The organism is Aeromonas sp. R6-2 (assembly GCF_040908155.1).
In the GTDB taxonomy this organism is placed as follows: domain Bacteria; phylum Pseudomonadota; class Gammaproteobacteria; order Enterobacterales; family Aeromonadaceae; genus Aeromonas; species Aeromonas schubertii.
In genome coordinates, this window is the sequence record NZ_JBFODE010000020.1 from 1 (window position 1) to 24964 (window position 24964).

18 protein-coding genes and 1 pseudogene are annotated in these 24964 nt (G+C 62.2%); all 19 read left to right on the forward strand.

Annotated elements, in window-relative coordinates:
• A pseudogene (locus tag AB5Y48_RS02750) lies at window positions 1-711 on the forward strand (type VI secretion system Vgr family protein); the annotation flags it as partial.
• A 1102-nt stretch (window positions 712-1813) separates the two neighbouring features.
• The gene (locus tag AB5Y48_RS02755; RefSeq protein WP_368163708.1) at window positions 1814-3166 is read left to right on the forward strand and encodes a tetratricopeptide repeat protein; all 1353 of its coding nucleotides are present in this window, start codon (window positions 1814-1816) and stop codon (window positions 3164-3166) included.
• Window positions 3167-3874: 708 nt separating this feature from the next.
• Complete coding sequence (tssB, locus tag AB5Y48_RS02760) at window positions 3875-4378, forward strand: type VI secretion system contractile sheath small subunit (RefSeq protein ID WP_050664759.1); 504 nt, start codon at window positions 3875-3877, stop codon at window positions 4376-4378.
• A gap of 25 nt (window positions 4379-4403) precedes the next feature.
• Window positions 4404-5882 carry a type VI secretion system contractile sheath large subunit gene (gene tssC / locus AB5Y48_RS02765; RefSeq protein WP_050664760.1) on the forward strand — a complete coding sequence of 493 codons (1479 nt, stop codon included), beginning with the start codon at window positions 4404-4406 and terminating at the stop codon, window positions 5880-5882.
• 6 nt (window positions 5883-5888) lie between these two features.
• Window positions 5889-6320, forward strand: coding sequence for a type VI secretion system baseplate subunit TssE (gene tssE / locus AB5Y48_RS02770; RefSeq protein WP_082177855.1), 432 nt, complete (start codon window positions 5889-5891; stop codon window positions 6318-6320).
• 6 nt (window positions 6321-6326) lie between these two features.
• Entirely contained in the window at window positions 6327-8093 is a 1767-nt protein-coding gene (tssF, locus tag AB5Y48_RS02775; RefSeq protein ID WP_136614237.1) for a type VI secretion system baseplate subunit TssF, read from the forward strand.
• Window positions 8057-9055, forward strand: coding sequence for a type VI secretion system baseplate subunit TssG (tssG, locus tag AB5Y48_RS02780; protein WP_050664775.1), 999 nt, complete (start codon window positions 8057-8059; stop codon window positions 9053-9055). The genes tssF and tssG overlap by 37 nt, the downstream gene beginning before the upstream one ends.
• 2 nt (window positions 9056-9057) lie before the next feature.
• A complete protein-coding gene (gene tagH / locus AB5Y48_RS02785; protein ID WP_050664763.1) occupies window positions 9058-10266 on the forward strand; it encodes a type VI secretion system-associated FHA domain protein TagH in 1209 nt (402 codons plus the stop codon).
• The gene (tssJ, locus tag AB5Y48_RS02790; RefSeq protein ID WP_050664764.1) at window positions 10266-10781 is read left to right on the forward strand and encodes a type VI secretion system lipoprotein TssJ; all 516 of its coding nucleotides are present in this window, start codon (window positions 10266-10268) and stop codon (window positions 10779-10781) included. Before tagH ends, tssJ begins: the two co-directional genes overlap by 1 nt.
• Before the next feature lie 2 nt (window positions 10782-10783).
• A complete protein-coding gene (tssK, locus tag AB5Y48_RS02795) occupies window positions 10784-12121 on the forward strand; it encodes a type VI secretion system baseplate subunit TssK (protein WP_050664765.1) in 1338 nt (445 codons plus the stop codon).
• 11 nt (window positions 12122-12132) lie between these two features.
• Complete coding sequence (gene icmH / locus AB5Y48_RS02800) at window positions 12133-12909, forward strand: type IVB secretion system protein IcmH/DotU (protein WP_050664766.1); 777 nt, start codon at window positions 12133-12135, stop codon at window positions 12907-12909.
• A 14-nt stretch (window positions 12910-12923) separates the two neighbouring features.
• Window positions 12924-15539 carry a type VI secretion system ATPase TssH gene (tssH, locus tag AB5Y48_RS02805; RefSeq protein WP_224161349.1) on the forward strand — a complete coding sequence of 872 codons (2616 nt, stop codon included), beginning with the start codon at window positions 12924-12926 and terminating at the stop codon, window positions 15537-15539.
• A 2-nt stretch (window positions 15540-15541) separates the two neighbouring features.
• On the forward strand, window positions 15542-17080 hold the full coding sequence (locus AB5Y48_RS02810) for a sigma-54-dependent Fis family transcriptional regulator (protein WP_050664768.1): 1539 nt from the start codon (window positions 15542-15544) through the stop codon (window positions 17078-17080).
• Window positions 17080-17655: a type VI secretion system-associated protein VasI gene (gene vasI, locus AB5Y48_RS02815; protein ID WP_224161348.1), complete on the forward strand. Its 576-nt coding sequence runs from the start codon at window positions 17080-17082 to the stop codon at window positions 17653-17655. The genes AB5Y48_RS02810 and vasI overlap by 1 nt, the downstream gene beginning before the upstream one ends.
• 8 nt (window positions 17656-17663) lie before the next feature.
• Entirely contained in the window at window positions 17664-19043 is a 1380-nt protein-coding gene (tssA, locus tag AB5Y48_RS02820) for a type VI secretion system protein TssA (RefSeq protein WP_050664770.1), read from the forward strand.
• Between the two features lie 25 nt (window positions 19044-19068).
• Window positions 19069-22566, forward strand: coding sequence for a type VI secretion system membrane subunit TssM (gene tssM / locus AB5Y48_RS02825; RefSeq protein ID WP_050664771.1), 3498 nt, complete (start codon window positions 19069-19071; stop codon window positions 22564-22566).
• A gap of 43 nt (window positions 22567-22609) precedes the next feature.
• A complete protein-coding gene (locus AB5Y48_RS02830; RefSeq protein ID WP_368163709.1) occupies window positions 22610-24016 on the forward strand; it encodes a VasL domain-containing protein in 1407 nt (468 codons plus the stop codon).
• Window positions 24017-24249: 233 nt separating this feature from the next.
• On the forward strand, window positions 24250-24537 hold the full coding sequence (locus tag AB5Y48_RS02835) for a type VI secretion system PAAR protein (RefSeq protein WP_050664773.1): 288 nt from the start codon (window positions 24250-24252) through the stop codon (window positions 24535-24537).
• A 65-nt stretch (window positions 24538-24602) separates the two neighbouring features.
• The coding region (locus AB5Y48_RS02840) for a contractile injection system protein, VgrG/Pvc8 family (protein ID WP_368163710.1) at window positions 24603-24964 on the forward strand (362 nt) is incomplete at its 3' end.

Here is a 24964-nt window from a genome sequence, read left to right on the forward strand (position 1 = left end):
CCGTGGGACCGCTATGGCGAGAGCAACGATCAGAGCTCCTGCTGGGTGCGGGTGAGCCAGGGCTGGGCCGGCGGCCAGTACGGCATGATGGCCATTCCGCGTATCGGCCACGAGGTGATCGTGAGTTTCCTGGAAGGGGATCCGGACCAGCCGATTATCACCGGGCGCACCTATCACGCCACCAACCGGCCGCCGTACCCGCTTCCGGCCAACAAGACCCGCACCGTGCTGCGCACCGAGACCCACCAGGGCGAGGGCTTCAACGAGCTGCGTTTCGAAGACCAGGCGGGGCAGGAAGAGATCTATATCCACGGTCAGAAAGACCTGAACGTGCTGATAGAGAACGATGCCGCTTGGCATATCAAGCACGACGAGCATCGGGATATCGACAATGAGCGGGTGACCCGCATCAAGGCCAATGACCACCTGACGGTGGAGGGGGAGAAGCGCGACCAGATCAAGGCGGACTACTCGCTGACGGTCGATGCCAGCCTGCACCAGAAGCTGGGGCAGAGCTGGCTCACCCAGGTCGGACAGGAGATGCATGTCAAAAGCGGCGCCAAGGTGGTACTGGAGGCAGGGTCTGAAATCACCGTCAAGGTGGGCGGCTGTTTTATCAAGGTCGATGGTGGCGGCGTTACCCTGGTCGGCCCGACCATCAAGATGAACTCGGGCGGCAGCCCGGGCTCTGGCAGCGGTTGGGGAGGCAAGGCTCCAGGCCTGACCAAGGGGGTGGCAAAACCCGATGCACCACCGGCCCAGATAGAGGGGCCTGTATCCACAAAGAGCATGGACTCTCTGGCGCCCTTGTCGGTAACGGCCTCTCCTTCAGACAAGGCTGTGGCAAAGAAGCCGCCGACTCAGGTGATGGGGGGCAACGATTCCATTACCTCTGGCAATACGGCAAGCACGGTCTCCAATCAGGCTGCCGTCAGCGTGGATCGTTGGAAGATTCCCCCCGCGGGAGCCGGGTTACCCTTGCCCATCAACACCTCCGGCCCTGTCGAGAAGAAAGTGGTCGCCGTCTCTTATTTGCCCGTCGCCCAGGCATTGAATGATGCCGGCGAGACCTTTATGACCGGGTCTATGTTAGATAACGGCATGTTATCTCGTCGCGATGATAAATTAATATTCAGCATTGCCCGGAACACGCTCGTCGATGACAGTGTTGTTTATACGTTGGAATTGGCTCATCAGAGAGAGAGGCCTGGCGCCGGGATCAGAAACCATGCGGAGTATGCTTATTGGGCCCCCCAAGGCGGGTTCGTTGATATACCTCTTCATCCGGAAAATGGCGAGCCTCACTATGTTTTTACTCCTGATTTTTCAGGGTGTTGCATTGTGGTAGACAGGCTTGATGAGAGCACGCTCAGGGTCAGGCACGTAGAGGGTGGTAAAGAGAAGGCACAATATAATGACCTGCCCGCTGCAGATGTCGGAGAGGGCATGGTGGGGTGCATGCTGTACGATGATTACGGCATACACGACGGGAAGGAAAACCGATGTGGTTTTGCCTATATGGTCTATAGGGAAAGCCAATGGGTCATAAAGTGGCAGTCTAATGTTGGTACTCTGAAGTTGGTGAATAAGAAGACCGGTGGTTATTTCTCAAAATCTAAAGAGTCTGAATATGCCCTTGTCTCGATCCCTCCCGAGGTTTTCGCCTCAGGTGCCCGTGACGTCAATGTCTGAATAGCCCAAAGAAGGGAGACATGAAGGGCGCAGACCGCTCAGGCGATGATGCGATTGTAGCCGGCTCGTTGCAGGCCCCGCTGCCCGTTCGCCTCTCTTTTCACTCAGTATGGATTTTCCCATGATACACCGTGCTTTATGGTTGGCGCTGACGAGCGGCTTGCTCGCCGCCTGTACATCCACCTCCTCCCTCACCGACGCCAAACTGGCGCAAGCGGCGACTCAAGGCGATGGGCGGGCTCAGTATGAGCTGGCCACTCGCCTCGCAGCCAAACCCGATTACCCGGAAGCCATGAGATGGATGAAGCGCGCCGCCGATGGCGGTGAGCTTGGCGCCGATAAGGGGACACGAGCCAAGGCCTCCTTGCAGGTGGGGGAGTGGTATCAGGCCGGGCTCGGTGAGCCAAAGGATCCGGCCAAGGCTCAACTGTGGTGGCGCAAGGCTTCCCGCCTCGGCAGTGGCATCGCCGATTACCGCCTTGGGGTGGCCTGTCAGGCAAGCCACGGGGGCAAGGTGGTCGCAGCTTGTATCGATGACTTCGAATCGGCGGCCGAACGCGGCAACGCCGACGCCCAGCTGGTGCTGGCCGCTTGGTATGGGAGTAAACCAGAGCAAGGGGAAGAGGCGGTCGAGTGGTTTGAGAAAGCCGCCAAACAGGGTAACAAGGACGCCCAGTATGAGCTGGCTCGTCGCTATGAAACGGGCAATGGCATCCTCAAGAGCCGTGCAGAGGCCGAGCGTTGGTATGTCCGAGCCGCGGCTCAGAAACAGCCACAGGCCCTGCTCTGGATGGGGCGGGAATCCAGTGGTGAGGAGTCACTGCACTATTACCAGCAAGCGGCCCATGAAGGGGTCGCCGAGGCACAACTCTGGCTCGCCATGGCCTATCTCACCGGTGATCGGCTCGAGCGTGATGAAGAGATGGGTCGCTACTGGCTAGAGCGCGCCGCCCAGAGCGGTTCCCATGAGGCTCAATATCAGCTCAGCCTGCAGCAAGGGGATGCCGATGAGCGAGAGCGCTACCTGATCCTGGCGGCTCAAGGGGGGCTCCCCGAGGCGCAGCTGGCGCTGGGAAAACTCTATCGGGAGCAGGGTAAACAGACTCAGGCCAGAGCATGGTTTGCCAGGGCTGCGGATCAGGGCGATGAACGGGGACGCCTGGCCTATGCCGAGATGTTGCGATGGGGTCTGGGTGGGGAACATGACTACCCCGCCGCTTACCGGGAGTATCGTCTGGCTGCCATGCAGGGAAATCGCATGGCCCAATATCGGATGGGGGCCATGCGTGAAGAGGGGTTGGGTGGGCCGAAGAATCGCCTGCATGCCTATGCCTGGTTCTCACTGGCGGCGACCGATGGCATGGAAGAGGCGATCAAGGCGCGCGATGAGCTGGAGTCGGGGATGAAGCCCGACGAGGTGAAGCAAGCCCAGCGGTTAGCCCAGCACTGGTTTGGTAAACAACAGAAAGGATAGAGTGGGGCAGCCGAATGGCTGCCTCCTCATTTTTGGATACTTGTCGGCGCAGATCGAGGCTTTGACGGCTCGAGTTACCCTTGTTGATTCATCTCAAACTAACAGATTGAAATGAGTGCCAATTTATTTCTTTATTAGTGACTCATGGTTTTTATTTTTTATTTTATTACTTTTCCAGGCCACGTTTTGTACATACCTGTCAGATCTGACAGGTGACATTTCTGGCGGCGGCAGGTTTTGTCGCAATGTGTTGTTTTGATAATTGATTATAACGGAAGTCTAATTTCACCCCTTGATTTCCCACTCTGATTTATTATTTCCTCTTTTGTCATTGCTTGTACAATAATGAGGCTATTCAGAATATACTTGTTTGTTTTTAAAGGCTTTTTTGTTTGGCTGTTATTGAGTCCAACATCTGATTGACCCGGTGAATCAATCATGTATATCATTCTGCGCAAATTGGCCGTCGAGCCACTAAAAAAGATTTGGTCAAAGAACCAAGTTACTAATCGGGTTGTTAATAAATACGGTTTTATTGTGCTTTGAGTAATTAGAGCCTGCGCTCAAATTGCTCAGGGCATGCCGTTGCAGGTCGCTACCGGTAGTGCCGGTAATATGGCAATGTCAAACTGTCAGATGTGGCAGGTTGCATATTGTCTGGCGACCTTACACTTCAGGCCTGCGTTGGCCTCTACATGGTATATGAGCATGGGAAAAGGAACTGATGGCGTAAGCGTTGCGCCCAAAGAGCGGATTAACATCAAATATGTACCTGCCACGGGTGGGCAGCAGGCGGAGATCGAGCTGCCTCTGACCATGATGGTGGTCGGTAACATGAAAGGACGCACCGAAGAGACGCCGATCGAAGAGCGTCAGACTGTCTCCATCGACAAAAATAACTTCTCTTCCGTCATGAAAGAGTCGGGGCTGGAGCTGAGCTTCAGCGTGCCGAATCGCCTGGAAGAAGGCAGCCAGGATGACCTTCCGGTCAAGCTGAGCTTTGCCTCCATGGCCGATTTTGCGCCCGATAGCGTGGCCGAGCAGGTTCCCGAGCTGCGCAAGCTGCTCGAGCTGCGTGAGGCACTGGTCGCCCTCAAGGGGCCCCTGGGTAACATCCCCGCCTTCCGCAATCGTTTGCAGGATCTGCTTTCCAGCGAAGAAGCCCGTGATCAGCTGCTCAAAGAGCTGGATCTGGTTAAGCCTGCCGAGTGATCGGCCTGACTGAAGAGAGTTGAATATGTCTGTGGTTGAAGAACAAGTACAAGCCGGTGTCGCCGGCACTTCGGGGTCCCTGCTCGATGAGATCATGGCGCAGGCCCGCATCACTCCGGTCGATGAAGGGTACAGTGTTGCCAAGCAGGGTATCGCCGCCCTGGTGGCCAATATCCTGGATAGCGGCAATGCGGCCGAGCCGGTCAACAAGGCCCTGGTCGACAGCATGATCGTCGAGCTGGACAAGAAGCTCAGCAAGCAGATGGACGTGATCCTGCACGCCAAAGAGCTGCAGGAGCTGGAGTCCACCTGGCGTTCCCTGAAGCTGCTGGTCGACCGCACCGATTTCCGTGAAAACATCAAGATCCAGGTGCTGCACGCCACCAAGGAAGAGCTGCTGGAAGACTTCGAGTTCGCACCCGAGATTACCCAGTCCGGCTTTTACAAGCACGTCTACTCCACCGGTTATGGCCAGTTTGGTGGTCAACCCATCGGCGCCGTCATCGGTGACTATGCGATGACCCAGAGCTCACCCGATATCAAGCTGATGCAGTACGTGAGTGCCGTGGGTGCCATGGCCCATGCCCCCTTCATCTCATCGGTGGCTCCCACCTTCTTCGGGGTCGACAGCTTTACCGATCTGCCTTCCATCAAGGATCTCAAGTCGGTCTTCGAAGGCCCGGCCTATACCAAGTGGCGCTCCCTGCGTGAGTCGGAAGATGCCCGTTATCTGGGGCTGACCGCTCCCCGTTTCCTGGCGCGCCTGCCCTACGATCCGGTTGAGAACCCCATCAAGACCTTCAACTACAAGGAAGACATCAGCGGCGACCACGATCACTATCTGTGGGGCAACACCGCCTACCTGATGGGGACCGCCCTCAACGACAGCTTTGCCAAGTATCGCTGGTGCCCGAATATCATCGGTCCCCAGAGCGGTGGTGCCATCACCGACCTGCCCGTACACGTCTACGAGGCCATGGGTCAGCTGCAGGCCAAGATCCCGACCGAGGTGCTCATCACCGATCGTCGTGAATACGAGATGGCCGAAGAGGGGTTTATCACCCTGACCATGCGCAAAGACAGCGACAACGCCGCCTTCTTCTCCGCCAATTCGGTGCAAAAACCGAAGATCTACCCGAACACCAAGGAAGGCAAAGAGGCCGAGACCAACTACAAACTCGGTACCCAACTGCCCTACATGTTCATCATCAACCGCCTGGCCCACTACATCAAAGTGTTGCAGCGCGAGCAGATCGGCTCCTGGAAAGAGCGTCAGGATCTCGAGCGCGAGCTCAATGGCTGGATCAAGCAGTACGTGGCCGATCAGGAGAACCCGCCGGCAGACGTGCGCAGCCGCCGTCCCCTGCGTGCCGCCCAGATCAAGGTGCTGGATGTCGAGGGTGAGCCGGGCTGGTATCAGGTTGCCATGTCCGTGCGCCCGCACTTCAAGTACATGGGCGCCAGCTTCGAGCTCTCTCTGGTAGGCCGTCTGGACAAGGAATAAGGTCTCATGCCGTCTCTCTCATCCTGGGATAGAGGGAGTGCGGCAAGCCTGTTCGAACGCATTCGTGGGGAGGGGGCCAACCCCTCTTCACGAAGCGATGTCGAGATCCTGATTGAGTCGGTCAAGCGTCAACTCGATAGCGTACTGAACACCCGACCCGGCGGATGCCGCAGCGCACCCGATCTGGGGGTCATCGATTTCAACGATGCCACCCAGGGGGGCGCCGACATTCACGGTCGGATCCGTGAAGCCATACGGCAGTGTATTCGCCGCTATGAGCCTCGCATCGTACACGTCGATGTGCGCTCGCCAGACCATCAGGCCAGCCCTCTTGAGATGTCCTTTCAAGTGACGGCTCATGTACGGCTGGAGGAGATAGAGCAGGTGACCGCCTTCAATATCCATATGGACAGCCACCGCCACTATCGAATGGTGTGATGATCTATGCCACTGGAACACTTTTTCAGGGATGAATTGTCTTACTTGCGCCTGCAGGGGCGCGAGTTTGCCCATGCTCATCCCGAGCTGACCCGCTTTCTCTCCGAGCAGACCACGGATCCCGATGTGGAGCGTCTGCTGGAGGGGTTCGCCTTTCTGACCGGGAGTCTGCGGGCCAAGATCGAAGACGAGTTTCCAGAGCTGACCCACGGTCTGCTCGGTATGCTCTGGCCCAATTACCTGAGGCCGGTGCCGAGCATGACCATCATGCAGTTTTCTGTCATTCCCGGTGCCATCAACCAGCCCGCGCTGGTCGAGCGTGGCTGTCAGCTCGACAGCCTGCCGCAGGATGACGTGGTATGCCACTTCCAGACCTGTCACGATGCCTGGGTCTATCCGGCCGATATTCGCGAGACTCGTGCCCAGAGCGGCAACGATCTCTCGACCATCACCCTGGATATCGCCCTCCATGGGCCCCTGACCCTGGCCGAGTTGCAGCTGGACAAGCTCTGCTTCCATCTGGGGGGAGACAGCTATACCGCCTATGAACTCTATTACTGGCTGTGCGGCCAGCTCTCCCATATCGAGTTGGAGATCGATGGCAAGCGCTTCCGGCAGGAGGCCTCGGCCCTCAAGGCCATCGGTTTCGAGCGGGAGGATGCCCTGCTGCCCTATCCGGGCAACGTCTACTCCGGGTATCGCATCTTGCAGGAGTTTTTCTGCTTCCCCGAAAGCTTCCTCTTTTTCAACCTCTCCGGTGCCCAGTGGCCCAATCAGCCGCTGCCGGTGAGCGATTTTCGTCTGAGTTTCTGTTTCGACAGGCCCCTGCCTGCCGAGCTGAAGATCCGCCCGGACTCCTTCATGATCAACTGTGTGCCGGCGATCAACCTCTTCTCCCACGACAGCGAACCCATCAGTCTGGATGGGCGCCAGACCGAGTATCCCCTCAAGGCAAGCTATCGCCAGGCAGACAGCTTCGAGATCTTCTCGGTCGATCGGGTCGAGGGCTGGGTCGAGGGTAATCTGGGCCGTTCCCGTGGCATGGTGCGGGAGTACCAGCCTTTCGAGAGTTTCCAGCATCAGATTGAGCGGGCCAGAGGGCGTGAGGCCCTCTACTACCGGGTTCGGGTTCGCGAGGCGGTGAGCGGTGATGGTTTCGATCACTCACTGGCATTTGTGCGGGGGGATGAGACCGAGGTGCTCGAGCTCGACGAGTCGGTGTCGGTGACCCTGACCTGTACCAATCGCTCCAAGGCATCCCAACTCAGGGTGGGGAGCATCTGTGTGCCGACCGGGAGCTCTCCCTCGTTTGCCACTTTCCGCAATCTGACCAGGCCGACCCGTCCCCTGCGCCCCGCGCTGGATGGCAGCCTGCACTGGACCCTTATCTCCAACCTCTCCCTCAACTATGTCTCGTTGCTGCGTCGGGATGCGCTGGTGCAGATCCTGCGTACCTACGATTTTCCGGCGCTCCATGACAAGCAGGCCGAGCTGGCCTCGCGCAAGCGCCTGGCCGGCATCGAGAACATAGAGACCCGGCCGGTCGATCGCCTGGTGCGCGGCATGCCGGTGCGGGGGCTGAAGTCAGAGCTCTTTATGCGTCAGAGCGCCTTTGGCAGCGAAGGGGAACTCTATCTCTTCGGTACCGTGCTGGCTCACTTCTTCTCCCTCTATGCGAGCGTGAATGCCTTTCACCTGCTGGAGGTGGTCAACCTCGATAACAAGGAGCGCTACCGATGGCCGGTACAGATTGGTCAGCACTCCATGATGTGATCGAGGCCGACGAGGCCCCCCGCTTCAACTTCTTCCAGCTGGTCGAGCTCATCAGTCGACTCGAGCAGGTGGATCAGGAAGGGGGGCTCGACTATCTGCCCGCCGAGGAGAGGATCCGCTTCAAGGCGACCGCCTCCCTGGGGTTCCCCACCAGCGATGTGCTCGGGGTCAGTCGGGATCGGGAGGGGCGCCATCAGCTGGAGGTCGCCTTCCTCGGCCTGCACGGCAGCCAGTCCCCCATGCCCGGTTATTACCTCGACGATCTGGCCTGGGAGTATGCCCAGGGGGAGCCCAAACTCGGTCTCTTCCTCGACTTTTTTCATCACCGTCTGCTCACCCTGCTCCACAGGGTGTGGCGCAAATACCGCTACCACGTTCGCTTCCAGGACGAGGGGGAGGATGGCTTCTCTCGCCTGATGTTTGCGCTGGTGGGGCTTGGCAACCAGGTGGTGCGCGAGAGCCTGCCGGTCAACCGGGCCAAGATGCTCTCCTATGCCGGGATGCTGGCCAGCCCCAGCCGCTCTCCCGAAGTGGTGGCCGGTCTGGTCTCCCACTGTTTTGACCTGGAGCAGGTCGAGGTACAAGCGTGGCAGCCGCGCAAGGTGCCTATCCATCCGGACCAGCAGAACCGTCTGGGCAGTGCCAACAGCACGCTCGGGGGTGATCTGGTGATAGGGGCGCGGGTCAACGATTGTGCCGGCAAGTTTTTACTGCGCCTCAACGATCTCGGCTTCGAGCAGTTTCTGAGCTTTCTTCCCAACGGAGAACACTTTCAGCCTCTGGTGCGGTTTGTCTCCTTCATCCTGCGCGATCAGCTCGCCTGGGATCTGCGCCTGGGCTTCGGCCCCGAGCAGGCTCGCGGGCTCTGCCTGGGTGAGGAGCAGAGTGGCCGACTCGGCTGGAGCAGTTTTCTGGGTCAGCCTCCGAGTGACCCCTTTGTGACCATATGCGTGCAGGAGTAACCGTGAACGCCTTTAACCAAGCCCTCTCCCTGGTGGTGCTCAACAGCGAGCAGCTCGAGGGAGGAACCCGGGTCCAGTACCAGTTTGATCAGGACGGGGGCACTCTCGGCGCCTCCGAACTGGACGACTGGCAGCTTAGAGACCGCCTGGGGGCCGTGTTGCCGGCCCATGCCCGAATCGAGTTGCACGACGGTCACTACTGTCTGTGCGACCTGAGCGGCCAGACCTTCATCAATGGCGCGACCGCCCCTATCGGGCGTGGTCGCAAGGTGCATCTGCAGCAGGGGGACGAGGTGGTCGTCGGCCCCTATCGGCTGCGGGTTTATCTGGGGGCGGTGCAGGCCGACCCCAGCATAGAGCAGGTGCTCGGCAACCGTCCTGCCGAGGAGCTTGATGACTGGCTCGCCAGCGATGCCCCCTCGGTGACCGATGAGCCGGTCAGCCGTGAGAACGACCCCCTCTGGGCCCTCGAGCAGGCCCATGCAGCCGCCATTCATCCGACGGCGCAGCGGGATGAGCCATCCCTCTATACCGCCCCGTTCAATGCCCATTTCACATCAGAGGACACCATGGATCAGGAATTTATCGATATGCCCCACATCGACAGCCGTCACGCCCCCTTCCCGGGGCTGGACGAGCAGGATCATGTTGCCCTGACCCCCCTGATGCGTGGGCTCGGGCTGCATCTGCATACCCGGGATACCCAACAGGCTCACGACATGCTCGAGGAGATGGGCAAGACCCTGCGTACCATGGTGGAGGGGCTGCTGGCCCTGCAACAGGAGCAGGCCGCCCTGGCGGACAAGCACCTGCGTCCCATCGAGGATAACCCCCTGCGCCTGGGTCTCGACTACGAGGCGACCCTGCCGCTGCTCTTCGCCGATGGCAAGAGCCCGGTCCATCTGGCGGCCCCGGCCGCGGTGGCCGAGGTGCTGCGCAACGTGCGCATTCACCATCTTGCCAACCAGCAGGCGATCGCCACCGCCCTCGGCTCCATCTTGCAGGCCTTCTCCCCCGAGGCGTTGCTGGGCCGCTTCGAGCACTACCGCCGCAGCGGCGAGGCGACCGATGAGGGGTGGGCCTGGGAGATGTACCAGCACTACTACCGGGAGCTCACGTCGGTGCGCCAGCAGGGTTTCGACAAGCTGTTCCATCAGGTCTATGCCCAGGCCTATGACCGGGCCGTGCGTGAAGAGCAGGGGCTGATCTGATGATGCGCTCCCTGCTCCTTGGCTCCCTGCTGATGCTGCTGGCCGGTTGTACCACCATGGGGAAGATGGCCGACGTCGCCATGAATCCGGACATTCAGGTGGGCAGTCATGATGACCAGCCCTCGACCCTGGGATTGAGCCTGCTGGCCGAGCCGGATGTGAACCCCAACGAGAGCGGGGAGGCCGCGCCCATCGAGTTTCAGGTGGTGGTGCTGGCAGAGGATTCGAAGCTGCTCGCAACCGACTATGACCAGGTGACCGAGGATATCGAGAAGGCCCTGGGCAAGAACTACCTGGAGCACCAGGACTACACCCTGTTGCCGGGCCAGTTTAAATACTTGCCGCCGGTCAAGCTCGATGAGAAGACCCGCTACATCGGGGTGATCGCCCGCTATGCCGACCCCGACAGCGCCGAGTGGCGCAAGGTGATCAAGGTCAAGAGCAAGGGGCGGGCCTACCAGATCCTGGTGCACCTGCGCCTGGATGAAGTCGAACTGAAAAAAGAAGAAGAATAACCATGTCGAGCAGAAATCGGGTTATCTGGCGTGAGGGGCTCTTTATCAAGCCCCAGCACTTCCAGCAACAACAGCGGCATGCAGACTATCTGCTGCATGCGCGCTTAAGCGCCCTCGGCGACTACCTGTACGGGGTCCAGTCGCTCCTCATCAACGAGGAGTATCTCAACTTCGGACGGATCGCCCTGGTCTCAGCCAGTGGCGTCATGCCCGATGGCACCGTGTTCCATATTCCCGGCGATGATCTCCTGCCGACTCCGCTGGAGATCACCGATGCCTCGGTGGCCAATCAGAAGGTCTATCTGGCACTGCCTCTGTCGGTGAGCGGTGTCAACGAGGTGAGCGAGCAGGGTCAGCAGATCGCCACCCGGCTGCAGGCCCATCGCCACGACATCCGGGATCTCCACAGCGAGGGGGGCGATGTAACCTCTCTCGAGGTGGGGCGGGTGAGCCTGCGTCTCATGCTGGAGCGTGAAGACCGCAGTGCCTACGCCTCCCTCGCCATCGCCCGTATTCTCGACAAGCGGCCGGACGGCGGGCTGGTGCTCGATCCCAACTTTATGCCCTGCAGCATCAGCGTGGCCGCGATCCCGACTCTCAAGCGGTTCCTCGGCGAGTCGGCGGGTCTGGTGGCCGAACGCGCCCGCAGCCTCTCCCAGCGCATTGCCGCCCCCGGCCAACAAGGGGTGGCCGATGTGGCCGAATTTATGATGTTGCAGCTTCTCAACCGGGCCCAGCCCCAGCTGTCGCACCTGGCTCGTCTCGGTACCCTCCATCCGGAGCGGTTGCACGAGGCCCTGGTGCAACTGTGTGGCGAGTTGATGACCTTCACCGACGAGTCGCGCCTGCCCCCCGAATTCCCCGCCTATCGTCACGACGATCAGCAAGTGAGCTTCGAGCCCGTCATGCAGGCCCTGCGCCAGGCGCTGAGTACAGTGCTCTCGCCGCGCGCCGTCTCCATCCAGCTGCGCAAGCACCAGTATGGGGTCATGGTGGCCGTGGTCGGGGAGAGCGAGCTGATGCAAAGCGCCGACTTCGTGCTGGCGGTGCGGGCCCGCATGCCCCAGGAGCAGCTGCGCAAACAGCTGTTGCAGCAGACCAAGATCGCCTCCAGCGACAAGATCCGGGAACTCATCAGCCTGCAGCTGCCGGGGATCCCCCTGCTGCCGCTGCCGGTGGCGCCGCGTCAGCTGCCCTATCACGCCGGTTACAGCTACTTCCAGCTCGACCGGCAGAGCCCGGCCTGGCAGATGCTGGCCCAGGGCAACACCCTGGCCTTTCACATCGCCGGCGATTTCCCCGAGCTCGACATGCAGCTCTGGGCCATCCGCAGCCAATGACGAGGTGAACGATGACGAGCGACATCATCAAGAACGAGCAACTGAGCGATCTGCTCTACGACCATGCCGAGCAGATCGACATGGATTCCGACTACTGGTTTCGCCTGCGTGGCCACAGCATCAATCCCATGATCGACGCGGCCACTCCGCTGCTCGGTATGGTGCAGCGGGTGCGCCAGCTGTCGACTCACGACCGGGTCGGTGAGCTCTACCACAGGGTCGTCACCGAGATTCAGGCCATCGAGCAGGAGCTGGTGGCACACGGTTACGAGAATGGCGTGGTCCTCTCGTTTCGCTACATCCTCTGCACCTTTATCGACGAGGCGGTGATGGGGCGGGAGTGGGGCAGTCAGAGCGAGTGGTCGGAACACTCCCTGCTGACCCGCTTTCACAACGAGACCTGGGGCGGGGAGAAGGTCTTCGTCCTGCTTGCCAAGCTGCAGGAGGAGCCGAGCCGTTACCGGGACATCCTCGAGTTCATCTACCTGTGCCTGTGCCTCGGCTTCGAGGGCCGCTATCGGGTGATGAGCAACGGTCGGGAGGAGTTTGAGCGCGTGGTGCGTCAGCTTCAGCGCACCCTCTATCCGGAACAGACCCGGGCGCCGACCGTCTTTCACCTGGATCTGGGGCGTCAGCCCTCGCACTACCGCCTGAGCCGCCAGCTCTCCCTGCGCACCCTGTCCATCGTGACGGCGCTGGCGCTGGCCTTCATCTTCGGCCTCTATCACTACCAACTGGATAACCAGACCCAGGACCTGCTGCGTCAACTGGGCGAATTATTAAAATAAGAGGAGAGCACGCCTTGATTCGAATCGAACTGCCGGTATTGGTTGAACGACTCAACCCCATCTGCCGCCACATGCTGGAAGAGGCCGCCGCCCTCTGTGTGAACCACCAGGGGGCCGAGATCCGCATCGAGCATCTGTTGCTGCGCATGATGGATACCCCCCTCTCCGACGTCCGCCAGATCTTCAAACGAGCCGACGTGGAGCTCGACGAGCTGCGCGCTCTGCTGCAACCCAACCAGGCCGAGCGAGGGTTCGATCAGGGGTATCCCTCCTTCTCACCCCTGCTGGTGGAGTGGTTGCAAGACAGCTGGTTGCTCGCCTCTGCCGAACTGCAACACGGCAAGTTGCGCAGTGGCGTCATGCTGCTGGTGCTGCTGATGACACCGACGCGCTACCTGTCTGCCTCTGTGGTCCGCCTGCTGGCCAAGGTGAACCGCGAGCTGGTGCGTCAGCAGTTCGATGAGTGGGTACGCGAGTCTGCCGAGACCGAGGTCAGCGGCGGCGCCCAGAGCGGTGACGGTGCCCCCGTCGCCACCGATGCGACCCTGTTGGGACGCTTCACCCAGAACGTGACCGAGCAGGCGCGCCAGGGCAAGCTCGATCCTGTCCTGTGCCGGGATCACGAGATCGATCTGATGATCGACATCCTCTCTCGTCGCCGCAAGAACAACCCCATCGTGGTGGGGGAGGCGGGAGTCGGCAAGAGCGCCCTTATCGAGGGGTTGGCCCTGCGCATCGTGGCGGATCAGGTTCCCGAGAAGCTGCGCGAGGTGGAGCTGCTGAGCCTGGACCTCGGTGCCATGCAGGCCGGTGCCTCGGTCAAGGGGGAGTTCGAGAAGCGCTTCAAGGGGGTCATGCAGGAGGTCAAGGAGTCGGTTCGTCCCATCATTCTCTTCATCGACGAGGCCCATACCCTGATCGGGGCCGGTAACCAGGCCGGTGGGCTGGATGTCTCCAATCTGATCAAGCCGGCCCTGGCGCGTGGTGAGTTGCGCACCATCGCCGCCACCACCTGGAGCGAGTACAAGAAATACGTGGAAAAAGACGCGGCCCTGTCGCGCCGTTTCCAGCTGGTCAAGGTGGGTGAGCCCAACGCCGATGAGGCGACCGTCATCCTGCGCGGTCTGCGCACCATCTATGAGAAGGCCCATGGGGTGCTCATCGATGAAGAGGCGCTGCAGGCGGCCGCCCAACTCTCGGCCCGCTACGTCTCCGGGCGTCAGCTGCCGGACAAGGCCATCGACGTGCTCGACACCGCCTGTGCCCGGGTCGCTATCAACCTGACCACGCCGCCCCGCGCCGTGAGCCACCTCGGCAACGCCCTGCGCCAGCGCGAGCTCGAGATCAGCCAGCTCGAGCGCCAGAGTCGCATCGGCCTGGGTGACAACGCCGAGCGTCTGGCCGAGCTCACTGCCGCCCAGGAGGCCGACCGCATCGCCCTGACCGAGCGTCAGGCGCAGTGGCAGCAGCAGCAGGGGTTGGTACACAGGATCGTCGAGCTGCGCGCCGCCCTGCTCGACGGTGAGCAGCCCCAGGCCGAAGAGGGGACGGAAGAGATGCCCTCCCTGACCGGGGAGCTCTCCCGCCTCGAGGAAGAGCTGGCCGCGCTGCAGCAAGATTCGGTGCTGGTGTCGGCCCATGTGGACAAGATCCAGGTGGCGGCGGTGATCGCCGAGTGGACCGGGGTGCCCCTGAATCGCATCTCCCAGGGGGAGCTCGATGTGGTGACCCGACTGCCCGAGTACCTGGGCGCCACCATCAAGGGACAAGGGGTGGCGGTGGAACATCTGCACCGTCATCTGCTCACCGCCCGTGCCGACCTGCGTCGTCCCGGCCGTCCGCTGGGGGCTTTCCTGCTGGTAGGCCCGAGCGGGGTGGGCAAGACCGAGACCGTGGTGCAGATCGCCGATCTCATGTTTGGCGGTCGCCAGTACCTGACCACCATCAACATGTCCGAGTATCAGGAGAAGCACACCGTCTCTCGCCTGATTGGCTCTCCTCCCGGCTATGTGGGGTTCGGCGAGGGTGGCGTGCTGACCGAGGCAATCCGCCAGAAGCCCTACTCTGTGGTGCTGCTCGATGAGGTGGAGAAGGCCCATCCGGATGTGCTCAACCTCTTCTACCAGGCCTTTGACAAGGGCGAGCTGGCCGACGGAGAGGGGCGCGTCATCGATTGCAAGAACGTGGTCTTCTTCCTCACCTCGAACCTGGGATTCCAGACCATCGTCGATTATGCCGAGCGTCCCGACGCCCTGCTGGACGCCCTCTATCCCGAACTCGCCGCCTTCTTCAAGCCGGCGCTGCTGGCGCGGATGGAGGTGATCCCCTACCTGCCGCTTGGCCACGATACCCTGGTCGAGATTGTGGGGGGCAAGCTCAAACGTCTGATCACCCTGCTCAAGGAGCGTTTCGGTGCCGAGGTGGAGATCCCCGGCGAAGTGCACGAGGAGATCCTGCGCCGCGCCAACCGCAGCGAGAACGGTGCCCGCATGCTCGAGTCGGTGATCGACGGCGCCCTGCTTCCGCCTGTCTCCCTGCAACTGTTGCAGCGTCTCGCCGCCGGGCAACCCATCAGCCGGGTTCACTTCCGGGTCGAGGACGGTGAGTTCAGAGCCGAGGTGGAGGGCTAAGCATGCAACAGGCGCTCGAGTTTGCCCTGTCGCTCATTTCGGCCCGGGACGAGGCCCCCCTCGGCGAGTGGCTGCTGACCACCCTGCGCGAAGGGTGGTCTGCGCAAGGGGCCCTGCTGGCGCGGGTTGCCCCCAGCGGGCGAGACCTCAACTGCCAGGGGTGGATGGGAGAGAATGCCGTCACCCTGACTCTGGGGGTGGATGACTTCAGTCACCCCATCGCCTTTGTGCTGCACAAGGGGCAGGCCCGTACCTGGGACTCCCTCTACGGTGGCGCCCGTGTCGAGCACGCCGGTTTTCGGAGCATGCTGGGTGGCGCCGGGCAGCACTGCGGCATGTTCTGTCTGCCCCTCAAGGACGGGGAGGGCAAGCTGCTGGCCGTGCTGGCCCTGTTCGACGAGGCCGCCCGCCTCGAGCAGTGGGAGCAGGACGAGTCGTTAACGCTGCTGAGCGCCCTCTTTATCCGCCAGCTCGGCCTCATCCGGGAGTTGGGCCAGTCACGCCGTGGCGAGAGCGCCCTGCGCGATTCCCTGCGCCAGCTCAAGGGCGAGGGGGAGCAGCGCCGTCAGCTGGATCTGCGGTTGGAGCAGAGCCTGATTGGCCAGTCGGCACAGGTGCGCCGTCTGCGCGAGCAGGTCAGCCAGGCTGCCGGCCATCGTCTCAGCGTATTGATCCAGGGGGAGACCGGCTCCGGCAAGGAGGTGGTGGCCCGTCTGCTGCACCAGTGCTCGGCCCGCAGCGACAAACCCTTTGTCGCCATCAACTGTGCCGCCATTCCGGAGAACCTCATCGAGAGCGAGCTGTTTGGCTATCAGAAGGGGGCCTTCTCCGGGGCCCAAAACAACAAGACAGGGCTCATCGCCCAGGCCTGCGGCGGCACCCTTTTCCTCGACGAGGTAGGGGACATGCCCCAGGCGATGCAGGCCAAGCTGCTGCGGGTGCTGGAGACCCGTAGCTTCCGCCCGCTCGGCAGCGACCGTGAGTATCACTCGGACTTTCGCCTGGTGGCGGCCACCCACCAGCCCCTGGAGCAGCATGTGGAAGAGGGGCGTTTTCGCCAGGATCTCTACCACCGTCTCTGCCAGTGTCTGCTGCGGGTGGCTCCGCTGCGCGAGCGGCCCGACGACATCCCCCTGCTCAGCCAGCACTTTATCAACCAGTTCGCCGCCCAGGAGGGCAAGAGCCTTGCCGGCATGCAGCGCAGCTTCCTCAAACAGCTGGTCGGGTATGACTTCCCGGGCAATGTGCGGGAGCTCAAGAACCTGCTGGAGGTGGCCTCGGCCCATACCCCGGATGGGCGGGAGATCCGCCTCGAGGCGCTGCCGGCGACCCTGCGCGAACGGGTCTGCACCGAGCATGCACCGGTTGAGGATGACTTCTATCACATCCGGGATCTGCGCCAGGCGATGCAGCAGTATGAGGCCTCGGTCATCGAGGCGCGGCTGCGCTACTTCCAGGGCAATCGCATGCTGGTGGCCGAGAGCCTCAACATTCCCAAGCGCACCCTGGATCACAAGTGCCAGAAGCTGGAGGTGAACTGATGAGTAGTCTGTTGCTTGTCCCCCTGTTGGCGCTTCAGGGGAGTGCCGTCGACTGGCAGGCCCAGTGGCAGCAGTGCCGCAACGAGCCGGCGCCTCTGGTACGGCTGGCCTGTTATGACACCCTGGGACTGCGTCAGGAGCAGAGCAGCGATCCGGGCCGTGCCGAGGCATGGCGCGAGATCCAGCAGCTGGAGTCGGCCCGTGAGGGGCAAAGTGCCCCCTTCATGCTGACCGAGCGGGGGGAGACCCTCACCCTGACGCGCCCGGCCTTGCGCGGCGCCACCCTCTCCATCGCCTGTGCCAGCAGCATCACCCGTATTCGTGTGCGCCTCGACACCCCCTGGCAGGGGGAGGTGCAAGGGGAGGTGGATGGCAAGCCGGCGTCGGCAAGCTGGTTTGTGCGCGACGGCGGCTATCTGCTCGAGTTCGGACGTGGCTTGCCCGCCATCGATGAGCTCAAGCGCTGGAGCGCCGGGCGAGAACTCATTCTGAGGGGCGAGGGAGCCCAGCTGCGTGTCGATCTCACCGGCCTGGGGGCGGCTCTCGCCCCCCTGCGCCAGCAGTGTCGTTGGTAGGAGGCAAGATGGCTCATGCCCACCCCTGGTGCCAGCGACTGTTGGCCCCCTTGCCGGAGGCCGCCGTCTCTGCCGCCGTCGCTGCCGACGACCCGCTCTGGGAATCGGTCGAGACCGAGTTGGTCAAGCTCGGCTCCCTGGCCCACAGCCAGGTGGATCTCGGCAAGGTCTCCGGCGACTGCCTGACCCTGCTCGAGAGCCGCACCAAGGACATGCGGGTACTGGCCCAGTTGCTGCGCTGTCTGCAGCATCCGGCCAAGGCGACCCCCTTTGCCACCGCCCTGATGCTCCTCGACGCCTGGGTCGAGGCCTATTGGGACAAGGCCTTCCCGGCCAGCGCCCTGCAGAAGCAGCGGGTACTCTCCCAGATCATCAAGCGCTTCGAAGGGGTGCTGGGGCGGGTCTGCGAACAGGGTTCGGCGGCCGAGCTCAGGCAACTGCTTACCCTGGCAGAAGGGTTCGAGCAGCGTTGGCTAACGATGGCACCGGACAAGGAGGCGTTGCTCGGCGAGCTGGTGATGACCCTGCGCCGGGCACAGCGCCGTCAGGAGGAGCAGGCCAAGGTGGATGCCGCTCCGGTGGCAGCGCCCGTGGTGTCGGCAGCGACCGGTGGTGGCTCGGGGGCTCAGATCGATGCCTCGAGTGAGCGGGCCTGGCGTCAGAGCCAGCTCAAGGTGGCCGAGCTCCTGATCGAGCAACAGCCCGAGGCGCCCATCGGTTATCGTCTGCGCCGCAACGCCATCTGGAGCACCATCACGGCGCCCCCCATGGCCAGCAAGGGCAACAAGACACCGCTCGCCCCCATGTCGGCCGACATGGTGGAGGAGTATCGCGCCGCCCTCGCCCAGCCCGACGCGGCCCTGTGGGGGCGCATCGAGCAGAGCCTCACGCTGGCCCCTTACTGGTTTGAGGGGCACCAGCTCTCGGCCATGGTGGCGACCCGTCTGGGTCAAGGCGCCGTGGCCGAGGCGATCCGCGAGGAGCTGGCGGCCTTCATCGAGCGCCTGCCTGCCCTGCGAGAGTTGGCCTTCAGCGACGGAACCCCCTTCCTCAGCGCCGAGTGTGGCCAGTGGTTGCAACCGGGCAGTGCCGCACAGGGGGAGGGGCACACCTCGCTGCAAGGAGAGCTCACCAGCTGTTGTCAGGGTCAGGGGCTGGCGGCTGCGCTGGCGCTGCTCGACGAGCGGCTCGGTCGCATCAAGGAGCCACGAGAACGCTTCTACGGCCAACTGGCGGGGGCCGAACTGCTGGCGGGGGAGGGGATGAAGAGCCTCGCCGCCCAACACTATCAACACCTGTGGCAGGAGGCCGTGCGTCTCGGCCTTGCCCAATGGGAGCCCGGGCTGGTCAGCCGCCTGGAGCGTCACGCGACCTCCCGGTCGAGCTGATACATTCGGAGTTGCATTTTCAGTTATGTTTAAGACCATTTTTACCTTTATGAAACAGCTCGTTGGCAAGCTTAAGCCCTCCTGGGCCCTGGTTGGCATCGTGCTCTGGACCCTGGTCCTGCTCCTCGTCTGGTGGTTGGGGCCGGTCCTGCAACTGGGGGAAAGCCAACCCCTCAAACCCCTGTGGACCCGGGTGGTATTTACCCTGCTTTGGCTCTGGCTGATCCTGGGCATCCTCTCCTGGCGGATGTGGAAGAAGATGCAGCAGCTCAAGGCCGAGCGACGGGATCAGGAAGAGAACGAGGCCGATCCGGTCAAGCCTCTGGTGGAGGCCCAGGGGCACTTCCTCGACCGCTGGCTCGATGCCCTGCGCGAGCAACTGGGCAAGGGGGCACTCTATGCCATGCCCTGGTATCTGGTACTGGGTGCGAGTGGCAGCGGCAAGAGCAGCCTGATCCACCGTGCCAATCCCCCCAGTCGCCTCAATCCCCGTCTGGATGCCCAGTTGAGGGATCACGCCTCTGAGCTGGCCGTGGAGTGCTGGGTTGGGGAGCAGGCGGTGATGCTGGATCCTGACGGTACCCTTCTGGTGCACTCAGAGTCTGAATTGGCCCCCAACGAGCGACGCAGTGAGCGACTCTGGCAGCACCTGCTCCAGTGGGTCGCCGAGCATCGCCGTCGCCAGCCCCTCAACGGCCTGGTTCTGGCGGTGGACCTCGGCTGGCTGGCCCAGGCCGGTGTCGCCGAGCGCAAGGCCTATGCCCAGCTGATGAAGGCTCGTCTGCAGGAGGTGAGCCTGGCCATGAATACCCGGCTTCCCCTCTATGTGGTCTTTACCAAGCTCGATCTGCTGCGCGGCTTCGACGCGCTCTACCAGCAGTTGGACAAGGCCGGACGCGAGGCGGTGCTGGGGGCCACCTTCAGCCCGGATGCCAGCAGCGGCAAGGGGTGGCTCGGTGAGTTGGAAGCCTTTTGGGAGCAGTGGGTGGGCCAGCTCAACGGCAACCTGCCCGCCATGATGACCCAGGGCCTCGATGCCAGTCAGCGTGCGGCCCTGTTTGCCTTTACCCGCCAGCTGGCCGGTCTGCGGGATTACGTGCTGGAGCTGCTCGGCGAGATCCTCGACGAGCGTGACAGCAAGCCGCTGCTGATGCGGGGTGTCTATGTGAGCTCCGTCTATCAGCAGGGGGTCCCTTTCGATGCCTTCATTCAGGCGACCGCCCAGCGCTATGAGCTGGCCGAGCCGATCCACCCGGCCCTGCGCGGTGAGTCGACCACCTATTTCGTCAAGGGGCTCTTCTCCGGCGTCATCTTCCCCGAGGCCCACCTGGCCGGTGAGAACCGCCTTCACACCCTCTATCGCCGTCGCCGCATGGCCATCGGTGTCGGTTGTCTGGGTCTGGCGGGGGCTCTGCTGGTGGCTGGATGGCACCACTTCTACCGGGTCAACGAGGCGGCGGGACGCACAGTGCTGACCAAGGCGCAGGCCTTTACCGATACCAATGAGCTCAGCGGCCAGCAGGGATTTGGCTACAGCCAGCTGCCCCGTCTTAACCTGATCCGCGAGGCGACCCTCTCGTTTGGCAACTACCGGGAGAAGACCCCCTGGATCGCCGATCTTGGCCTCTATCAGGGGGATCAGATTGGCCCCTATGTGGAGGGCACCTATCTGCAACTGCTGCGCCTGCGCTTCCTGCCCGCCGTGATGGCCGGCCTCAAGGGAGATCTGGAGCGGGTGCCGGCAGGCAGTGAAGAGAAGCTCGCCATCTTGCGGGTGATGCGGATGCTGGACGATGCCTCTGGTCGCAATCGGGAGTTGGTCGAGCAGTTTATGGCCAATCGTTGGCAGGCCGCCTTCCCGGGTCAGGGCGCGCAGCAGGAGCAACTGATGGCGCACCTGGACTATGCCCTGCAACACACCGACTGGTATGGATCACGTCAGCAGAAGGATCAGGCCGCCATTGAGGCCTTCATCCCCTTCCGCGAGCCTATCCGCACCGCCCAGATCGAGCTCGGTAAGCTGCCCATGTTCCAGCGGGTCTACCAGAGCATGGTGGCGCGCGGGCAGGAGCAGCTGCCGCCGGATCTGGCCCTGCGCGACGAGGTGGGGCCCACCTTCGATACCGTCTTCATGATGCGTAACGAGGCCGCCGGCAGCGTGCCGCGCCTGCTGACCTGGAGCGGTTTTAGCGAGTTCTTCCTCAAGCAGGATCAGGCCCTGGTGGATCTGACTGCCATGGATGCCTGGGTGCTGGGGCAGCGCAAGCAGACCCACCTGAGCGATGCGGATCGCAAGGAGATCACTCGTCAGGTGAACGATCGCTACGTCACCGATTATGTAAACCAGTGGCAGAAGGTGATGGTGAATCTGGATGTGCAGCCCCTGACCACTCCCGAGCAGGCGCTCGATGTGATCGCGGCCATCACGGGTAACGATCAACCCTTCCAGCGGGTACTGGCCACCCTGGACGACAACACCCGGATCCGTCAGCTCTCCGACGACGAGAAGGACATGAGCCAGGCTCTCTCGGCCCGGATCGGTCGCCCCTTCCTGAACACCAATGCCGTGCTGAGCGGCCGTGGCGAGCAGGGGCCCCTTATCTCCGAGGTTAACCAGAAGCTCACCGAGCTCTACCACTACCTCGAGCTCATCGTGAACGCCACCGACCCGGGACAGTCGGCTCTCAAGGCGGTGCAACTGCGCCTTGGCAACAAGTACGCCGATCCGGTCTTCGCCCTGCAGCAATATGCCCGTGGCCTGCCCGAGCCCCTCAACCGTTGGGTCGGTCAGTTGGCCGAGCAGAGTGCCCAGCTGGTGGTCGATCTGGCCATGTCCTCCCTCAATCAGGAGTGGCAGGAGAAGGTGGTGACCCCCTTCAACAACCAGCTGGCCGGTCGCTACCCGTTCGATATGAACGCCGCCAAGGATGCTCCCCTCTCCGAGATGGAGCGCTTCTTCGCGCCGGGCGGCACCCTGGACAGCTTCTATCAGACCAACCTCAAACCCATGGTAGAGAGTGGTCTGCTACAGGGAGAGCTGGGGTCGCCCATCCAGGCCGAGCTGGTCAAACAGCTGGAGAGGGCGGCACGTATCCGTCAGACCTTCTTCAACAGCGAGGGGAACCTGGAGGTGCAGTTCGCCCTGGAACCCATCGAGCTCACGGCCAACAAGCGGCGCAGCGTCATCAATATCGACGGACAACTGCTCGAGTATGCCCATGGCCGCCGTACCAAGACGCCGCTCATCTGGCCCAACACCATGCGTGACGGGGCCGAGAGCAAGCTGACTCTGGTGCCGGCCAACCGTGAGCACTCTCCGCGCAGCCAGGGGTATGTGGGGCCCTGGGCCATGTTCCGCCTGATGGACAAGGGAGAGCTGACCAAGGTGAGCGAGGCGACGTTTGACGTGCGCTTCCCGGTCGATCAGGGGGCCATGACCTATCGGGTCTATACCGATGCGAGCCACAACCCCTTTGCCGGCGGCCTCTTCAGCCAATTCCGTCTACCCGAGACCCTCTATTAACCCGAGTGGGGCCCAAGGGCCCCGCTTTAACTGGACACACGTCATGCAAGAGACACAGCAGGCCCTCAAGGTGGGGCGCGATCCCCGTATGTTGCCCGAATACGAGGCGCTGCGAGCCGAAATCAACAAGCTGAGCCATGCCTCCCGTCCCGAGGTGGACTGGACCCTGGTACACAGGTTGGCGACCCGTATCTTCGAGCAGCACGGCGTCGATCTGCAGACGGCCCTCTACTTCACCCTGGCGCGCTCACGGCTGCAGGGGTTAAACGGCTTTACCGAGGGCTGCGAGTTTTTGGCCAACCTGATTGTGACCCAGTGGGATGCCTTCTGGCCCCCACGCCAACAGGAGCGCGCCCGCATCGAGATGCTCGACTGGTTTATCGCCCGGATCAGCGATGTGGTGCGCCAATACTCCATCAGCCACGAGGAGAAGCGTCTGGTCTATCGCTGCGAGCGGGCGCTTCAGCTTATCAGCGAGAGACTGCACAACGCGGGGCTGAGCCGTATTCCACGCATCGAGAATCTGATCCACTTCATCGAGGGGTACACCCATCTGTTTGACGAGACCGAGATCGTCATCGTCTCCGATGAGCAGAGCCTGCGAAAAGAGGATATGCAGGTTCCCCCCATGGTCTTTTTCAAGTCTGACGGGGAGCATGAGATAGCCTCGTCCGCCCCGGCGCTGCCCCAGGGGAGCATACTGGTCGGTCGGGAGAAGGGGGCGGTCAAGCCCACAGTGTTGAAAATTGAGGCCCACAAGAAGCCCAAGCCGGCCTGGTTCTGGTTTGCCTGTGGCCTGCTCACCTGCGCCATTCCCGTGGCAGCAGGATGGGGCTGGCAGCAACAGCGTCAGGCGACGGAACAGGCGGTGGCCCTGCTGCAGCAACCGGCCGGACTTCTGCCCAAGGCGCCGGCCTATGAGGAGATCCGCCGGGTTCGCATCGCCGTCGGTGAGCAGGCGCTGCAGGGTATGGAGGTGGATCTCGTCTCTGACTATCAACGGCAGCTGGAACGGGTCGAGCAGGCCTCTCCCCTGGCACTCATCCGCTATGGCGACGGGCTGCGGGACTCTTTGCAACTGCTCTATCCCGATTCGCTGGCCGTCAAGGCCATGGACCGCCAGTGGCAGGAGAGCCTGCAGCGTTATCTGGGGCAGAGCGCCCAGGGTGAGGCCTATCTCTATGCCCAGGACGGGGTGGCGGATCTGCTGGACCGACTGCAGGAGCTGGAGCGTCAACGCAAGACGGTCACCATCTCCTACCTCAAGGGGGCCCTCTACGAGATCCAGAAAAACCTGACCGCGGGTGAGCCTTTCTCACAGCGTCTGGATGCGCTCGAGCGTCGCAAGGCGGCCAGTGATCCCCTCTCCCCGGCTGAGATCAAGGGGATGGAGGATGAGCTCAAGGGACTGGGTATTCGTCTTTATAACCTGCAAAGGCCAAAGGGCTAGTCACTTGTTCTGCCTGGCGCAACAGCTTGCGCCAGGGTCGAAATATTATGCTGACAAGGCAAGGCGTGCAGTGGTAAACGGCGGTTTTGCGCAACAAATTGCGCATCCGGCCGGTTCACATCGGGGGATTAGGGAAAAACCGTTGAATATGAAGCGGTTTTTGTTCCATGCCAGTTGGCATGTTGCCTGCTAATCGGCTGTCAGGTGATCCCCCTTATCCGGAGAAGATAGCTATGTGCCCATCCATCGCCCTGCTGGGCGACATCGGAACCGATCACGACGGTTTTCACCCCTCCCCGGTGATCGCGGCGAGCCCGGACGTGTTTCTCGATAACAAGCCGGTGGCGCGCCAGGGTGATCCCCTGGAGCCCCACGACAAGCCCAACAACCCGCCCCATCCCCGCTCCATCTCGGGTGGCGTGGGCTCTGTGCTGGTCAACGGCAAGCCCATCGCGGTCACCGGTAGTGCCGTCGGTTGTGGCGGCGTGGTGATCGGCAGCGGCAGTGGACAGGCGGGCTGAGCCCGCTCCCGGCCGGGATGAACAAGCCCGCAGCGGGCGAATCAAGAGATTGCATGAGGCGCGAGATGGCCAATAACACAGGATTACAGTTCACGGTCAAGGTGGGGGCGCTGCCCCCCGAGACCTTTGCGGTGGCGGCCTTCCAGCATCAGGAGTCGCTCAGTGCCCCCTTCACCCTGAGGCTCGAGCTGGCCAGCCCCCAGCCGGATATCGACGTTGCCGCCGTGCTGGATCAGCCCTGCGAGCTGTTGGTGTGGTATGACGGCGAGCTGCAGCGGCGGGTGTGCGGGGTGGTGAGCGAGTTTGCTCAAGGGGACAGCGGCTTTCGCCGTACCCGTTACAGTCTTGAGGTCAAACCGGCCCTGTGGCGGCTGGGCCTTCGCCAGAATTCGCGCATCTTCCAGGCGCAAAAACCTGACGAGATCAT

Bases quoted from the DNA above. Each gene is read 5' to 3' on its own strand.
- tssB (WP_050664759.1), top strand. From the start codon at position 3,875: ATGGGAAAAGGAACTGATGGCGTAAGCGTTGCGCCCAAAGAGCGGATT.
- AB5Y48_RS02830 (WP_368163709.1), top strand. From the start codon at position 22,610: ATGCAAGAGACACAGCAGGCCCTCAAGGTGGGGCGCGATCCCCGTATG.
- tssG (WP_050664775.1), top strand. From the start codon at position 8,057: ATGGCCGGTACAGATTGGTCAGCACTCCATGATGTGATCGAGGCCGAC.
- AB5Y48_RS02835 (WP_050664773.1), top strand. From the start codon at position 24,250: ATGTGCCCATCCATCGCCCTGCTGGGCGACATCGGAACCGATCACGAC.
- icmH (WP_050664766.1), top strand. From the start codon at position 12,133: ATGACGAGCGACATCATCAAGAACGAGCAACTGAGCGATCTGCTCTAC.
- tssK (WP_050664765.1), top strand. From the start codon at position 10,784: ATGTCGAGCAGAAATCGGGTTATCTGGCGTGAGGGGCTCTTTATCAAG.
- vasI (WP_224161348.1), top strand. From the start codon at position 17,080: ATGAGTAGTCTGTTGCTTGTCCCCCTGTTGGCGCTTCAGGGGAGTGCC.
- tssF (WP_136614237.1), top strand. From the start codon at position 6,327: ATGCCACTGGAACACTTTTTCAGGGATGAATTGTCTTACTTGCGCCTG.
- tssA (WP_050664770.1), top strand. From the start codon at position 17,664: ATGGCTCATGCCCACCCCTGGTGCCAGCGACTGTTGGCCCCCTTGCCG.
- tssC (WP_050664760.1), top strand. From the start codon at position 4,404: ATGTCTGTGGTTGAAGAACAAGTACAAGCCGGTGTCGCCGGCACTTCG.
- tssE (WP_082177855.1), top strand. From the start codon at position 5,889: ATGCCGTCTCTCTCATCCTGGGATAGAGGGAGTGCGGCAAGCCTGTTC.
- AB5Y48_RS02755 (WP_368163708.1), top strand. From the start codon at position 1,814: ATGATACACCGTGCTTTATGGTTGGCGCTGACGAGCGGCTTGCTCGCC.
- tssJ (WP_050664764.1), top strand. From the start codon at position 10,266: ATGATGCGCTCCCTGCTCCTTGGCTCCCTGCTGATGCTGCTGGCCGGT.
- AB5Y48_RS02810 (WP_050664768.1), top strand. From the start codon at position 15,542: ATGCAACAGGCGCTCGAGTTTGCCCTGTCGCTCATTTCGGCCCGGGAC.
- tssM (WP_050664771.1), top strand. From the start codon at position 19,069: ATGTTTAAGACCATTTTTACCTTTATGAAACAGCTCGTTGGCAAGCTT.